This is a genomic window from Serratia liquefaciens (assembly GCF_027594825.1).
Taxonomy (GTDB): Bacteria; Pseudomonadota; Gammaproteobacteria; order Enterobacterales; family Enterobacteriaceae; genus Serratia; species Serratia liquefaciens_A.
The window spans coordinates 349,945-364,158 of record NZ_CP088930.1 but is presented as its reverse complement, the minus strand read 5'-3'; the positions used below and the strand labels follow the sequence as shown (position 1 = coordinate 364,158).

The window sequence follows — 14,214 nt, the reverse complement described above, 5'->3', positions numbered from 1 at the left end:
ATGAGAAAAAACATTAATAAATTTATCATGAATCAATTGGCGACATTTACGCCGACTTTCAAGACAAAATTTATCTATAAAAAGGCATTTGGAAAAAAATTAAACCTTAATCCGCCGGTGACGTGGAACGAAAAAATCAACTACCTCAAACTGAACGGCTACAGCAAAAATGCGCTGGTCACGCAGTGTGCGGACAAATACGCCGTGCGAGAGTATTTGAAGGCGCAGGGATGCGAAGAAATTCTCAATGAGCTGTACTTCGCCTGCGACACGGTCGATGAGATCCCATGGGATTCGTTGCCCGACAAGTTTGTCATCAAGGGCAACCATGGCTCCGGTTACAACCTGATTTGCCAGGATAAAAGCAAGCTGGACATCGGTCGTGCCTCCAAAATCATAGATAACTGGATGCGGGAGGACTATTGGAAGGTCTACGCGGAATTAAACTACAAGAAAATCAATAAAAAGATAATCGGTGAGAAGTATATAGAGTCACCTGGCGGCCATGGTCCCGAAGACTACAAAATATACTGTTTCAATGGCGTTCCCTACTGCACGTTGCTTTGTGTCGGCAGGGACAAGGGCATGCCGAAATATTACTTTTTCGATAAGGACTTCAAGTTCCTGTGCTACAGCCAAGACTGCCTGGCCCTTGGCCCAGAAGAGGTCGCGGCTTTTGTTAAGCCGGAAGGCTACGATGAGCTTTTTGACTACGCCAGAAAGCTCTCGGCGCCGTTTGAGTTTGTCCGCGTCGATTTCTATATCTCCAATGGCAAAGTGATCTTTGGCGAGTTGACCTTCACCCCCTCAGCAGGGATTGATACGGATATCCTCGAACCCACGGATATCCTGCTTGGGGAGATGCTTAAACTGAAATAACCGTGGGTGTGTTCAATAGCCCGCAATAGTAGAAGTTCCCACCCCCTGTGCCCCGCAGGGGGTGAGGCCGTTGTCAATGTGCTCTGTTGTTTAATGGTAGGGGCGCTGCACGCTGCGCCCAATAGCATAATCAATGAGTTAAATCGGGTCGAACATGTTCGACCCCTACCGATTTAGCCTTTTTGAGTGTTTTTCAGCAGTCTGACACCCTGTACCCCGCAGGGTGTTTTTATTGGTGCGCAGCCAGTCATGTTTCCTCAATGTTAATCGGCTCACAGAATCCATGCCCCATCGCCTTACGTGAATATGACGTATCCGTCTGAAAATAATCTGGTTATGTGAATATCGCTCTTTTCTCGTTCGGTTATCGCACGCTAATTGATTTAACAATATTGAAACTTATAGCCGCCGATGCTTTGATAATTAGGCGATTAACGAACCAAGTTTCGATAATCGCACAATTAGCGGCTTTGCCAGGGGAATGCCTGGCCGTATCCGCAGGGTTTATTTCGCCAGACCAACCCAGGAAACGCTCTATGTCCCAGCCAAACACGCTAGAAATTCAGTCGTTTATCAATAACAACCCTTTCTCACGTTACCAGTGGTTGATCCTGGTTCTGTGTTTTTTGACCGTGGCGTTGGACGGGTTCGACACTGCAATCATCGGCTTTATCGCTACCTCACTGGTGCAGGACTGGGGGATTGAGAAAACCTCGCTGGGGCCGGTAATGAGCGCCGCCCTGGTCGGCCTGGCGGTTGGCGCGCTTACCGCCGGACCGCTGGCGGATCGTATCGGTCGCAAAAAGGTGCTGGTCCTGTCGCTGATCCTGTTTGGCGGCTTCAGTTTGTTGACGGCCTTTGCCACCACGTTGCCGATGCTGACGTTGCTGCGCTTTTTAACCGGCCTGGGGCTGGGCGCCGCGATGCCGAACGCGGCCACTTTAATGTCGGAATATGCCCCGGAGCGTAAACGCGCACTGTTGGTAAACCTGATGTTCTGCGGCTTTCCGTTGGGATCATCGATGGGGGGCTTCGTTTCCGCCTGGCTGATCCCGCATCTCGGCTGGCAGAGCGTGATGGTGCTGGGTGGGGTAATGCCGCTGCTGCTGGCGGTGGTGTTGATTGTCGCGCTGCCGGAGTCCGCGCGATTTATGGTGGTGCACGGCTACCCGGCGCAGCGTATTGCTGCCGTGCTCAAGCGTATTGCACCGCTCAATCTCGTCGAACCGCTGCACTTTAGCCTGAGCGAAGACGGGCAGGTAAAGAACAAGTCGGCGCTGGGGGTGATTTTCTCCCCGCGTTATCTGTTGGGGACGCTGATGCTGTGCCTGACTTATTTTATGGGACTGATGATTTTCTACCTGTTGACCAGTTGGTTGCCGCTGCTGATCCGTGAAACCGGGGCTTCTATCCGCCAGGCCTCGCTGATTACCGCGCTGTTTCCTTTAGGCGGCGGTATTGGCGTGCTGATCATCGGTTGGCTGATGGACCGGATGAACCCGCACAAGGTGGTGGCGGTGGGCTATCTGTTAACCGGGGTGTTCGTCTGCGCGATTGGCTACGTCTACACCGATCCACTGCTGATGGCCGTGACCGTCTTTATCGCCGGAACCTGCATGAATGGCGCGCAGTCATCGATGCCTGCGCTGGCTGCCGGTTTCTATCCCACACAGGGGCGAGCGACCGGTGTCGCCTGGATGCTGGGGCTGGGACGCTTCGGCGGCATTCTGGGGGCCATGAGCGGCGGGGTGCTGATGCAAATGCAGCTGTCGTTCAGCACCATTTTTACCCTGTTGGCGATCCCTGCACTGGTGGCGGCACTGGCTCTGGTGGCCAAACACTTTTCCAGCAAAGCGGCGGCATTGTCCGGTTCGCTCAACAAAGCCTTATAAGGAGATAACCATGCGGACACAAATAGCGATTATTGGTGCCGGCCCGGCCGGATTGATGTTGTCGCACCTGCTGCATTTACAGGGCATCGAGTCGGTAGTGCTGGAGTCACGCAGCCAACAGGCGGTGGAATCGACCATTCGCGCCGGGGTACTCGAACAGGGAACGGTAGATTTGCTCAATCAAACCGGGCTGGGCGAGCGCATGCGCAGAGAAGGGGCACAGCACCATGGCATCCGGCTGGCATTTGGTGGCCAACAACACCGGATCGACTTAACGGAACTGACCGACCGGGCGATCACCGTTTACGCTCAGCACGAGGTGCTGAAAGATATGATTGCCGCCCGGCAGGCCGCGCAGGGGCAACTCCATTTTGAGGTGGAGGAGGTGGCACTGAAGGGGCTGGACAGCGAAAGGCCACAGGTGCATTACCGCCACAACGGCGAACAACGGCGGCTTGACTGCGATTTTGTCATTGGCTGCGACGGGTTTCACGGCATCAGCCGGGCCGCAATGCCCGGCGGGCTGCGTCAGGACTACACCCGGGTTTATCCCTTCGGCTGGTTCGGCATTTTGGTGGACGCGCCGCCGTCCAGCGATGAACTTATCTACGCCAGACATGCACGCGGGTTTGCACTGATCAGCACACGCTCGCCGGGCGTGCAGCGCATGTATTTCCAGTGTGACCCGGCGGAAAATGTCGACCACTGGTCAGACGATCGCATCTGGAACGAACTGGAAAGCCGGCTGGAAAATCACGATGGCTGGTCACTGAAAAAGGGGCGCATCTTCCAGAAAAACGTGGTTGGTATGCGCAGCTTCGTCACTGAACCAATGCGTTGCAAACGCCTGCTGCTGGCCGGGGACTCGGCGCATATCGTGCCGCCGACCGGGGCAAAGGGGTTGAACCTGGCGATGGCGGACGTCTGCCTGTTGTCGCAGGCGCTTGAGGCATTTTACCGGCATAAGAGCTGGCGGCGACTGGACAGCTACAGCGACGATGCCCTGCAACGGGTTTGGCGCGCCGAGCATTTTTCCTGGTGGATGACCAATATGCTGCACACCCACCAGGACGACAGTGCGTTTCAGCAACGCCTGCAGCTGTCTGAACTGCAATACACCGTGAAGTCACGCAGCGCCATGACGGTGCTGGCGGAGAACTACGTCGGTTCGCCCTTTCAGATGATGTGATCCGGTTGGTATCACAAATATCAATAAAATTGACGATTGTTTCGATAATCGCCCAAGGTAGCGTTTATCGTTGTTGACGCTGCCGGCTGCGTCGCGCCATCATCGGGAAAATTGCTTTTGCCCGGAGGATCTATGGAGTTACTGACGCCGTTGCTGCGGTCATCAGCGGTGACGGCTTGTTTTAGCGATGCCGCCACGCTGCAGGGAATGCTGGATTTCGAAGCGGCGTTGGCTGCGGCTCAGGCCCGCCTTGGCATTATTCCCCAGGAGGCGGCCCAGCGGATCGCTGAAGCCTGCCACAGTGCCTTATTCGATGAGACCGACTTGGCGCAGGCAGCCGCGCAGGCCGGTAATCTGGCGATCCCTCTGGTTAAACAACTGACGGCACGGGTGGCACAGCAGGATGCCCATGCCGCTCGCTTCGTGCATTGGGGCGCAACCAGTCAGGATGCTCTCGACACCGGATTGATGCTGCAACTGCGAAACGTACTGGCATTAACACAGCGCGACCTGGATCGACTGATGGCGGCGTTGGTGCAGCAAATCACCCGTTATCAGGATTGCGTGCTGGTCGGTCGCACCTGGATGCAGCATGCATTGCCGACCACGCTGGGCTTAAAGCTGGCGGGGACGCTGGATGCGCTGTTGCGCTTTCGGCAGCGGTTGGAAGAAATGCGACCGCGCGTGTTGACGCTGCAGCTGGGCGGTGCCGCCGGCACGCTGGCGTCGTTGGGTGAGCAGGGGGCGGAACTGGTGACTACGCTGGCTGTCGGCCTGCAACTGACCGCGGCCCATACGCCCTGGCACAGCCAACGCGATCGCCTGCTGGAAATCGCCGGCTGGTACGCCGGGTTAACCGGGTCGCTGGGTAAATTGGCGCGTGATATCTCCTTGCTGACCCAAACCGAAGTGGCGGAAGTGGCCGAACCGGCGGCGGCGGGACGCGGCGGCTCTTCCACCATGCCGCACAAGCGTAATCCGGTGGCCTGCGCGGTGATCCTCGCGGCGGCCAATCGGGTTCCGGCGCTGGCAGGGGGGCTCTATGCCGCCATGGTACAGGAGCACGAGCGCGGTTTGGGCGGCTGGCATGCAGAATGGGAAAGCCTGCCGGAGCTGGTGATGTTGGCGTCAGGTGCTTTGCATACCGCCGCTGATTTGATCGCCGGGTTGCAGGTGTTCCCTCAGCAGATGCAACATAACCTGAAGTTAACCGACGGGTTGATCATGGCGGAAGCGGTGACGATGGCCCTGGGTGAGGCTATTGGCCGCCAGCAAGCGCATCATCACATCGAAAAACAGTGCCATCAGGCGCTGGCGCAGGGGCTCACGTTGCTGGCGGTTTTGCTGGACGATCCGGTCGTCATGGCGAACTTAACGTCGCAACGGCTGCATGAATTGCTGGATCCACAGCAGTATCTCGGCAGTGCGCGGATCTTTACCCAGCGGGTGCTGCAACAGGCTACGGAATTAACTTCAGGAGTCCATAAACATGAAGGATGAACAACGTTATCAGCAGGGCATTGAGGTACGCAGGGCGGTTTTGGGGGACGCGCATGTGGACCGCACTCTCAGTCAACTCACCCCGTTGAACGAAGAGTTTCAGGACTTTATCAGCCGCTATGCCTGGGGCGAGATCTGGACCCGCCCCGGGCTGGCGCGCCACACCCGTAGCCTGATCACCATTGCCATGCTGATAGCCCTTAATCGCGAGGCCGAACTGCTCATGCACCTGAAAGCGGCGGTGAACAACGGCGTGACTCGCGAGGAAATCAAGGAAGTGCTGATGCAGAGCGCACTGTACTGCGGTTTGCCGGCGGCGAACTCGGCATTTCATCTGGCGGCGGAGGTGTTTGCCGAACAGGATGCGCAGGGCGATTAAGCCGATCTCGCAGCGCCGGCAATATTGCGCACCGTCGCGATGAAGGCCAGTACCGCCTCGCTCAGCTGACCGTCATTGCGAGTCAGAATGCCCACCGCTTCCTCCATGCCTTGGGTGGGCAGCGGCAAGGGCACCAACTGCCCGGTGACAATATCGGCTTTTACCGCGCTGGACGGCACAAACCACACATAGTCAAATTGCAGCGTCATTTGACGCGCCAGCGAGGCGGAAAGCGTTTCAATGTATTGGGCGGGCAGGCTGAACCCCTGCGTCGACAGCAAACTCTCGGTATTGTGGCGCGGCACCGTACCTTTGGGCGAGACGATGGCGGAATAACTCAGCGCGCGCTCCAGGGTGACAGTTTCGCTTAGCAACGGATGGCCCGGTCGGGTCACCATCAGCAACGATTCCAGCAGCAACAGTTCGAAAGCCAGCCCGCTCATCATTTCCGGATCCGCCATTCGGCCTATCGCTACGTCAATCTCACCGGCCTTAAGCTGAGCCAACAACCCGGTGTTGGTGCCGGTGATCACCTGGACCCGTGAATAAGGATGCGCCTGTTGGTACTGTCCGATGGACTGCGGCAGCATGCCCAGCGCGGTGGTCGGCAGGGTACCGATACGCAACATTTTGGCCGGTGCGTCCTCGAGCCGATCGAGCGCATGCCCGGCGGCGGTCAAGGCTTCCAACACCCGTGTGGCATAACCAAGAAATTGCTCGCCCTGTTCGGTCAGCAACGTGCCCTGTCGATGACGCACCAGCAACCGGTTACCGGTCAGGGCTTCCAGTTCGGTGAGCGTTTTGGACAGCGCCGGCTGGCTCAGGCTCAGTTTTTCGGCGGCCCGGCTTAGCGAGCGCTCCTGCGCGACGGCAACAAAACCGTTGATGTGGCGTAAGCGCATGCGCTGAATAAATAAATTGGCTTTTTTCATACCTCAGTGTAGGAAGTTTTCCTCAGAGGTAACAAGTGACGGCGGCCGCATATTTGTACTGGCGTGCATATTTCTGCGGCCGCGCTCCAAGAGCATCAGAGATCGAAAAACACCGTTTCGCCTTCGCCCTGGATCACAATGTCAAAATGGTACACCCACTCTTCGCCCCGACGCTCCGGCTGCGCAATCAGCGTTTTACGCCGCACTTCCAGCTCAATCAGGTTCAGCACCGGATCCTGCTGGTTGGCCGCCGCCTCATCGGCAAAATACAGCCGGGTATGTAACCCAAGATTAATCCCGCGAGCGACGATCCACAGGTTGATGTGCGGTGCCATCATTCGCCCGTCACGGCCACAAACGGCGCCCGGTTTGATGGTTTCAAAACGATAGAGCCCGGTGTCGAAATCGGAGCAGCTGCGTCCCCAGCCACGGAACGTGGCATCGAGCGGTTTGTACTGTTGCAGATCGCTCGGGTGGTTGTAACGGCCATGGGCGTTGGCCTGCCAAATTTCCAGCAGCACGTCGCGGATCGGCGTGCCGCTGCCGTCGAATACCCGGCCCTCCAGGGTGATGCGTTGTCCCTGGGTCTCCGGCTGGGTCAACACGTGACCGAAGTTGTTTTCGAAAATCTCGAAGCCGGCCGCCAGCGGCGCAAGACCGATATGCACGTAAGGCCCGGCGGTTTGTGACGGCGTTTCCGGCAGATACTGTAGTGGCATTATGCTTTCCCCTGCAGGCGGTTTTCAAACAAGGTGGCGCGGTGGCCGCGCAACACCAGATCGAAACGGTAGGCCAGGCTGTCCAGTTGCACCGAGGCGGTTTTGTCCAGTCCGGCGATCAGGGTGCGCACCGCATCGTCATTTTTGATGGCGCGGACGATCGGGCAACTGGCAATCAGCGGATCGCCCTCGAAGTACATCTGGGTAATCAGGCGTTGGGCGAAGGCGTCGCCGGACAGCGAGAAATGAATATGGGCCGGGCGCCAGTCATTGACCCGATTGCGCCAGGGATAGGGGCCGGGTTTGATGGTGCGGAAAAAGTAATAGCCGTTATCGTCGGTCAATACCCGTCCGCAGCCACCGAAGTTGGGATCGATCGGCGCCAGATACTGGTCTTTCTTATGGCGATAACGCCCACCGGCGTTGGCTTGCCACACTTCGACCAGCGCATTGCGCATCGGCAGACCGTTTTCATCGCGCACGTAGCCGTGCACGATAATCCGTTCACCGATCGGCAAGCCTTGCTTGGCGTAATTGAGGATCAGGTCGTTATCCAGTCGGCCGAGTTCATGCTGACCGAACACCGGACCGGTGATCTCCGACAGTGAATTCTGCAGCGATATCAGTGCGTTTTTGGGTGAACGCAACACGCTGGTTTTGTATTCCGGCACCAGCACCGGCGGGTGCAGATCGTAGTTACGTTGATACAGTTCGTTAATCTGGCTCATGCGGAAATCCTCATGGCGTAGGCAGGGTGCAGAGGGCTGATCTGTTTTATTGTTGTGTCAGCGCGAAGGGGCGTGAAGCTCATTCCCCCGTCTGAGTCTCGCAAGCCAGAGTGTTACGATAAAGTGAAATTTGCAGTGTTTTACTTAACCTGAGGTTATGTGATGATGGTGTATCTTTTGTACATCATGCCCTCATTTTAAAATGCTGAGATACCCTTATGGGAAATTAATTAAATATCTTATTAACTGTTTTTGAATGAGGTTTTCTATTTATTTTTTTGAATTATTACCTGCATTAAAAGCAATCGGTATTCCATGGGGATAAATCATGGAAATTAAATTTTGTGGTTGACATTCCTGAGGTGTTGATCGATTTTAAATCTCCAGAGATATCATTTAATTTTATTTCTATTGTGTGGTGGTGGTTGTTTGTAATGCCATGAAAATTAACGTGAAGTGAGGTGGTTCGTGAAAAACAAAGCAAGAGAGGTGTTACATTACTCCTTCACAATGTTTACGGTTATCTGCACGGTGAAATACATAAATTCACTAAATGGTTTTGAAGGCGCGGTCACTCTATTTTTAATGTGTATTTCTTCCTTTTTTATTGGTGTTTTTATTGTTTTAATTAACCACGTGAGAATGTCAAAAACGGATGTTTGATTTTTAATTAAAATGGAGTTCGAAAATGAAGGAAATGAATATAAATGATTTAGGATTTGTGGGGGGCGCAGGTGGGCGGGACCTGGTCCAATGGGGGGCTGGTGGTGCTACTCTTGCACTGACCAAAAATGGTCAGGCATCTCTTGCTGCCGTTTATGTCGCAGGGGAGCTTTATGACGGAATTTCAAATGGTTATCAAACAGCACCGGCTGTTACTCAAGGTATTGGATCCTATAACCCCAACTATAACTCCGGTTTAATCGGTACGTGGCAACCTTCTGGTGGGGCCAGCAGTTTTTCTCTGGAGGATATTCTAAGGATCGGTTGGAGTAGATTTCAGAGAGATGTTTGGGGCTTTTAACTCGTGATGGCTCTGACCATGACAAATTAAGAATGAGCCACAGGGACGTGGCTCATCATGTTTTTCCTGAAAAACGCCGGTGTTAAAGCTGTTCGCCGTTGCTGGCGATCACGGTGCGGTACCAGTCGAAGCTCTTTTTGCGCGAGCGCTCGAGGGTGCCGGTGCCATCATCGTGTTTGTCGACGTAGATAAAGCCGTAACGCTTGCCGTATTCACCGGTGGTGAAGGACACGCAGTCGATGCAGCCCCACGGGGTGTAACCGATCAGGTCCACGCCGTCTTCGATAACCGCCTTTTTCATCTGCTCGATGTGCGCACGCAGATAGTCGATGCGATAGTCATCGTTGATCTGACCGTCAGCCTCAACCGTATCGAATGCACCGAAGCCGTTCTCAACGATAAACAGCGGTTTCTGGTAACGTTCGTATAGCACGTTCAGCGAGTAACGCAGCCCGACCGGGTCAATTTGCCAGCCCCAGTCGGAGGCTTTGACATGCGGGTTCGGCACGTTACCGGGGAAACTGAACATCTCATTGTCGCTGCTCACCGCATCGGCCTGCAGGGCGTTGCTCATGTAGTAGCTGAAACCGATGTAGTCCGCGCAGCCTTCACGCAGGGTTTGTTCGTCCTGCGGTTGCATCTCAATCTGGAAACCTTTGCGCTCCCAGTCTCGCAGCAGGTACGACGGATAGTAGCCTCGCACTTGTACGTCGGTGTACAGGTAGCGTGAGTGCATGGCTTCGACGCTGTACATGACGTCGTCCGGTTTGCAGGAGTACGGGTAGAAGGGGACGCAGGCCAGCATGCAGCCAATTTTGAATTCCGGGTTAATCTGGTGACCGAGTTTCACTACCAGGGCGCTGGCGACAAACTGATGGTGCAACACCTGATACAGCGTCTGTTCCGGGTTCTCTTCCTGGGTATACACCACGCCGGAGCAGCAGTAGCCAAACAGCGGATACTGGTAGTTACTCTGGTTGTTGATCTCGTTAAAGGTCATCCAGTATTTCACTTTGTGCTGATAACGGCGCAGCACCACTTCGCTGAAGCGCACGAAGAAATCGACGACCTGTCGGTTCTTCCAGCCGCCATATTCCTTCACCAGGTGATAAGGCATTTCAAAGTGGGACAGGGTGATTACCGGCTGGATATTGTATTTCAGCAGCTCGTCAAACAAATCGTCGTAAAACTGCAGGCCGGCTTCGTTTGGCTCTTGCTCGTCGCCATTCGGAAAGATACGCGTCCAGGCGATAGAGGTGCGGAAGCACTTAAAGCCCATTTCGGCGAATAACGCCACGTCCTGCTTGTAACGGCCGTAAAAGTCCACCGCTTCGTGATTAGGGTAACGATAGCCTTCCTGCACCCCGTCGGTCATAACGCGATCCACACCGTGAGAGCCGCCAGACAACACGTCGGCAATGCTTGGGCCTTTGCCGCCCTGATCCCAACCGCCTTCAACCTGGTGCGCCGCTACGGCACCGCCCCACAGAAAATCTTTCGGTAACTGTTGTTGTTTCATCATAGGTTTCTCATCGGATTATTATCAGAAAGCACTGAACTGCCGGAATGAGAATATAGTAGCAAGCTGAAATGGAATGTCACGATATAACAAATTACCGTTCAGGTGACGTGTCACATTAAAAAAACAGGCTGTTTTATTTTGCGTAATTAATATGCCCCAGCCGCTTGCCGATGGTCTCGATAATGTAAATGACCGGGATTTGGGTGGTGATATTGTGTTGCCCGGCGATCAGCTGCGGGGGAACGTGGTAAGAGAGGTTGAAGTCCGCCATGCGCGCCAGTGAGGAAGTCTCGTTGTTGGTGATGCTGATGATTTTGCAGTGGTGCAGGCTGAACTGGCTGGCGAGGCGCAAAATTTCTTCGGTCTCTCCAGACACCGAAAGTATTATTGCGACCGCGCTTTTATACATGTCGCTATTGATGGGGTAATAAGGATCGTCGATATGGGTGCTGAATTTTCCGACGTTGGAAAAGAAACGCGCACCGTATTTCCCCAATGCTCCGGAGGTGCTGACGCCGACGAAAATAATGCGCTCAGCGGCGGCAATATGCTGTACCGCCTGGTCTATCAGTTGATTAAATTCGTCGTTGTTAATGCTTTTAAAGAAGCTGATGATTTCGCTGGTGCCGAAATCCACCGGCGGTGCTTCAGTCTGCTCAAGATACAGCTTAAAACGGATGCGAAATTCGGAGTAGCCGTCGCAGCCCATTTTCTTGCAAAAGCGCAGTACGGTAGTGGTGGATACCCCGGCGGCCTCGGCCAGTTCGCGGATGGTCATATACATCACCGGGTTCTTGTTTTTGGTGATGTAGTTATAGACCAACAATTCCAGCGCATTGAGTTCGGCGATTGCTTTATGGGTAAACATAGACCTAATCCAGCGAGTAACAACAGACCTTAATCAGCGGGCTAACATAGCAAATTTTGCCGTAGCCCGCTCGTGGTTTTCGTTGTTATTCAGGCCCGTTTGGCGTTGTCCAGCAGCTTGTCGTGCGCCGGTTCGCTGCCGGTCAGGTCACATTCCTTCGGCAAGCGCCAGGCGATGATGCCGGCGATGATCAGTGAGACTGCCAGAGCGCATACCGCCACGTTCTGACCATACAGGTAGATCATCACCCCCACCAGATAAGGCCCGCAGAAGCCGCCCAGGTTGCCGAGTCCGTTAATCACACCGCGCGCGCCGCCGGCGACTTCTGCCGAGGCGATACGCCCCGGCATTGACCAGAACGGGCTGGTGGCGGCTTTGAGGAAGAAGCCGCACACCACCAACGCGATGTAGGCCGCCACCACGTTATGACGCAGCACCACCGAAGCCAGCAGCGCCGCCGCGAAGCAGAACAGAGAAACCATCACCCACAGGCGGCGCTTGCCGGTTTTGTCGGTCAGCACCGAAATCAGGTAGATCCCCAACAGGGTGGCGACGAACGGCAAAATCGCCAGGAAACCGACCGAGGCCATGTTACCGCCGGTGAGGTTCTTCAAAATGGTGGGCAGCCACAGGGTGTAGCCGTAGTCGCCGGTTTGATAGAAAAAGTTCAGCAGCACCAGCTTCATCAGCCCTTTGTTGCGAAAGACGTCTCTCAACGGCGCCTTGCTGACCGGCTGCAGGCTGCTGCGCGCTTGCCGTTCACGCGTCAGTTCGGCGATCAGATACTCACGCTCACGGGCCGGCAACCAGCGTGCTTCCTGCGGACGATTGCTGATCAGCAACCACCAAACGGCCAATACCACCAGCGACAGCAGGCCTTCGAGGATAAACAGCCAGCGCCAGTCGAGCTGATTAATGATGGCGCCGGAAATCGGTGCGGTAAGCATACCGCCCAAAGGGGCAAACATCATGACAAAGGCGTTGGCGCGACCCAGTTCTTTTTCCGGGAACCAGTTGCTGATCATGGTCAGCACCACCGGTAACATGCCGCCCTCGGAAATGCCCAACACGAAGCGCAACACCAACAGTTGATAGTGGTTAGTGACAAAACCGGTCGCCACCGAGACTACCGCCCAGGCGCACAACGACCAGGCAATAAAACGCTTGCCGCTGCCGTTGACCGCAATGCGCCCGCCGGGAACCTGCAAAAACAGGTAGCCGATAAAGAAGATGCCGCTGGCCAGCCCGGCCATCTGGCTGGTGATGCCCAGATCGCTTTCCATACCGCCGGGCAGTGCGAAACTGATATTAACCCGGTCCATAAAGGAAATAATGCAGGCGATCAGGATCGGGGCAATAACCCGCAGCCAGCGGGTGTTGGGTATTTTATTATCCATGGCGATCTCTCTTTACAGGGCGCAGGGAGAACCTCTCGTTAAAGAGGTTCTGTGGTTCGGCAGTAATAAAATCGAAAAGAAAACGCGTTAATTATTCAATGGCGTGGGGCAGCGGCGCCCGATTGAAGAAAGCTTCAACGTTGCTAAACACGATATCGCTCATCTTTTGCCGGGTTTCCTGGGTGGCGCTGGCGATATGCGGTTGCAGCACCACGTTTTCCATGGCGATCAGTTCGGCAGGCACCTCGGGTTCGTGAGCATAAACGTCCAGCCCGGCACCGGCGATGGCGCCGCTTTGCAGGGCGGCAATCAGGTCGGGTTGGTTAACGATGCTGCCGCGAGCAATGTTAATCACCAGGGCATGCGGCGGCAGGGCGTCGAACACCGCCTTGTCCACCAGGCCGGCGCTGTCTTTACCGCCGGAAATGGCAATGATAAAGAAGTCGCTTTCCCGCGCTAATGCCAGCAGGTCCGGGAAATAGCGATAGGGCAGCGAACTGTCCTGCGTGCGGCTGGCGTATTGGATGCGCATATTGAAACCGGCGGCGCGTTGGGCGATGGCGCGGCCGATATTGCCCATGCCGAAAATGCCCAGCCGTTTGCCGCTGACCTGCACCGACAGGCCAGGCGCTTCCTTCAGCCAGCGACCTTCACGCACAAAACGATCGTTGTGGCACAGCTGACGAGCGGTAGCCAGCAACAATCCCAGAGCCATATCCGCCACGTCTTCCGTCAAGGCGCCCGAGGTAATGGTGACGGCAATGCCGTGTTTACGGGTGTAATTCAGATCAATCGCGTCAGTACCTACGCCAAACACCGCAATCAGCCCGAGGTTGGGTAATTGTTCTAGTACCGGTGTGGTTACGCCGATATCACCACGGGTGACTATCGCATGGAAATCGTCGCCTTTTTCAGCCAGAAAAGCGGCTGGGTCAGCCTGCTCATACAGCCGGTGTACCGCATAATTAGCTTCGAGACGGGCCAACAGGTTTTCCATCACTGGGGCAATTAACAGCACTTTATCGGGAGCAGAGTTGGTCATGGTTTCACCTGTCAAAATTAGCGTTGCTGGGTTAATGCTATAAAAGCGGTTTTCGGCAGGCGGTTTTGCGACAGATATCACGCTGAAGAGTGTTAACAAACTGTGTTACCCGTAATGTGATCAACGGGTGAAAACGGGTAACA

The 14,214-nt window shown here is 55.1% G+C and carries 13 protein-coding genes; 6 read left to right on the top strand and 7 right to left on the bottom strand.

Translation table 11 applies throughout. The features are described 5' to 3' along the window. The 5 genes from LQ945_RS01575 to pcaC all read left to right on the top strand — a co-directional run bounded on the left by LQ945_RS01575 (position 1) and on the right by pcaC (position 5,839). A complete protein-coding gene (locus tag LQ945_RS01575) occupies positions 1-879 on the top strand; it encodes an ATP-grasp fold amidoligase family protein (RefSeq protein WP_269935529.1) in 879 nt (292 codons plus the stop codon). 536 nt (positions 880-1,415) lie between these two features. Then, positions 1,416-2,771, top strand: a complete 1,356-nt coding sequence (locus LQ945_RS01570; RefSeq protein WP_270102141.1) for an MFS transporter — start codon at positions 1,416-1,418, stop codon at positions 2,769-2,771. A 10-nt stretch (positions 2,772-2,781) separates the two neighbouring features. Continuing rightward, a complete protein-coding gene (locus LQ945_RS01565) occupies positions 2,782-3,960 on the top strand; it encodes a 4-hydroxybenzoate 3-monooxygenase (protein WP_262239549.1) in 1,179 nt (392 codons plus the stop codon). Positions 3,961-4,092: 132 nt separating this feature from the next. Next, a complete protein-coding gene (locus LQ945_RS01560; protein ID WP_270102140.1) occupies positions 4,093-5,460 on the top strand; it encodes a 3-carboxy-cis,cis-muconate cycloisomerase in 1,368 nt (455 codons plus the stop codon). After that, complete coding sequence (pcaC, locus tag LQ945_RS01555) at positions 5,450-5,839, top strand: 4-carboxymuconolactone decarboxylase (RefSeq protein ID WP_270102139.1); 390 nt, start codon at positions 5,450-5,452, stop codon at positions 5,837-5,839. The genes LQ945_RS01560 and pcaC overlap by 11 nt, the downstream gene beginning before the upstream one ends. Here the strand turns inward: pcaC and LQ945_RS01550 are convergent. The 3 genes from LQ945_RS01550 to pcaH all read right to left on the bottom strand — a co-directional run bounded on the left by LQ945_RS01550 (position 5,836) and on the right by pcaH (position 8,218). Continuing rightward, the gene (locus tag LQ945_RS01550; protein WP_270102138.1) at positions 5,836-6,771 is read right to left on the bottom strand and encodes a LysR substrate-binding domain-containing protein; all 936 of its coding nucleotides are present in this window, start codon (positions 6,769-6,771) and stop codon (positions 5,836-5,838) included. The two genes, pcaC and LQ945_RS01550, sit on opposite strands and share 4 nt — an antisense overlap. Positions 6,772-6,866: 95 nt before the next feature. After that, complete coding sequence (gene pcaG, locus LQ945_RS01545) at positions 6,867-7,490, bottom strand: protocatechuate 3,4-dioxygenase subunit alpha (RefSeq protein WP_270102137.1); 624 nt, start codon at positions 7,488-7,490, stop codon at positions 6,867-6,869. After that, complete coding sequence (gene pcaH, locus LQ945_RS01540) at positions 7,490-8,218, bottom strand: protocatechuate 3,4-dioxygenase subunit beta (protein ID WP_044551303.1); 729 nt, start codon at positions 8,216-8,218, stop codon at positions 7,490-7,492. The genes pcaG and pcaH overlap by 1 nt, the downstream gene beginning before the upstream one ends. 688 nt (positions 8,219-8,906) lie before the next feature. Here pcaH and LQ945_RS01535 point away from each other — a divergent pair. Beyond that, the gene (locus LQ945_RS01535; protein ID WP_262239555.1) at positions 8,907-9,242 is read left to right on the top strand and encodes a hypothetical protein; all 336 of its coding nucleotides are present in this window, start codon (positions 8,907-8,909) and stop codon (positions 9,240-9,242) included. 82 nt (positions 9,243-9,324) lie between these two features. Here LQ945_RS01535 and LQ945_RS01530 read toward each other — a convergent pair whose 3' ends face one another. From LQ945_RS01530 to LQ945_RS01515, 4 genes are all read right to left on the bottom strand, one after another. Further along, complete coding sequence (locus LQ945_RS01530) at positions 9,325-10,761, bottom strand: 6-phospho-beta-glucosidase (protein ID WP_182823673.1); 1,437 nt, start codon at positions 10,759-10,761, stop codon at positions 9,325-9,327. Between the two features lie 136 nt (positions 10,762-10,897). Further along, entirely contained in the window at positions 10,898-11,632 is a 735-nt protein-coding gene (locus LQ945_RS01525) for a MurR/RpiR family transcriptional regulator (protein ID WP_044551299.1), read from the bottom strand. 89 nt (positions 11,633-11,721) lie between these two features. Beyond that, entirely contained in the window at positions 11,722-13,029 is a 1,308-nt protein-coding gene (locus LQ945_RS01520; RefSeq protein ID WP_270102136.1) for an MFS transporter, read from the bottom strand. Between the two features lie 91 nt (positions 13,030-13,120). Then, a complete protein-coding gene (locus tag LQ945_RS01515) occupies positions 13,121-14,071 on the bottom strand; it encodes a 2-hydroxyacid dehydrogenase (protein WP_270102135.1) in 951 nt (316 codons plus the stop codon). Positions 14,072-14,214: the final 143 nt, after the last annotated feature.

Excerpts from the sequence above, each read along its gene's own strand:
- LQ945_RS01535 (WP_262239555.1), top strand. The coding sequence starts at position 8,907 with ATGAAGGAAATGAATATAAATGATTTAGGATTTGTGGGGGGCGCAGGT.
- LQ945_RS01530 (WP_182823673.1), bottom strand. The coding sequence starts at position 10,761 with ATGAAACAACAACAGTTACCGAAAGATTTTCTGTGGGGCGGTGCCGTA.
- pcaC (WP_270102139.1), top strand. The coding sequence starts at position 5,450 with ATGAAGGATGAACAACGTTATCAGCAGGGCATTGAGGTACGCAGGGCG.
- LQ945_RS01565 (WP_262239549.1), top strand. The coding sequence starts at position 2,782 with ATGCGGACACAAATAGCGATTATTGGTGCCGGCCCGGCCGGATTGATG.
- pcaG (WP_270102137.1), bottom strand. The coding sequence starts at position 7,490 with ATGCCACTACAGTATCTGCCGGAAACGCCGTCACAAACCGCCGGGCCT.
- LQ945_RS01515 (WP_270102135.1), bottom strand. The coding sequence starts at position 14,071 with ATGACCAACTCTGCTCCCGATAAAGTGCTGTTAATTGCCCCAGTGATG.
- LQ945_RS01520 (WP_270102136.1), bottom strand. The coding sequence starts at position 13,029 with ATGGATAATAAAATACCCAACACCCGCTGGCTGCGGGTTATTGCCCCG.
- pcaH (WP_044551303.1), bottom strand. The coding sequence starts at position 8,218 with ATGAGCCAGATTAACGAACTGTATCAACGTAACTACGATCTGCACCCG.
- LQ945_RS01525 (WP_044551299.1), bottom strand. The coding sequence starts at position 11,632 with ATGTTTACCCATAAAGCAATCGCCGAACTCAATGCGCTGGAATTGTTG.
- LQ945_RS01570 (WP_270102141.1), top strand. The coding sequence starts at position 1,416 with ATGTCCCAGCCAAACACGCTAGAAATTCAGTCGTTTATCAATAACAAC.
- LQ945_RS01560 (WP_270102140.1), top strand. The coding sequence starts at position 4,093 with ATGGAGTTACTGACGCCGTTGCTGCGGTCATCAGCGGTGACGGCTTGT.
- LQ945_RS01575 (WP_269935529.1), top strand. The coding sequence starts at position 1 with ATGAGAAAAAACATTAATAAATTTATCATGAATCAATTGGCGACATTT.
- LQ945_RS01550 (WP_270102138.1), bottom strand. The coding sequence starts at position 6,771 with ATGAAAAAAGCCAATTTATTTATTCAGCGCATGCGCTTACGCCACATC.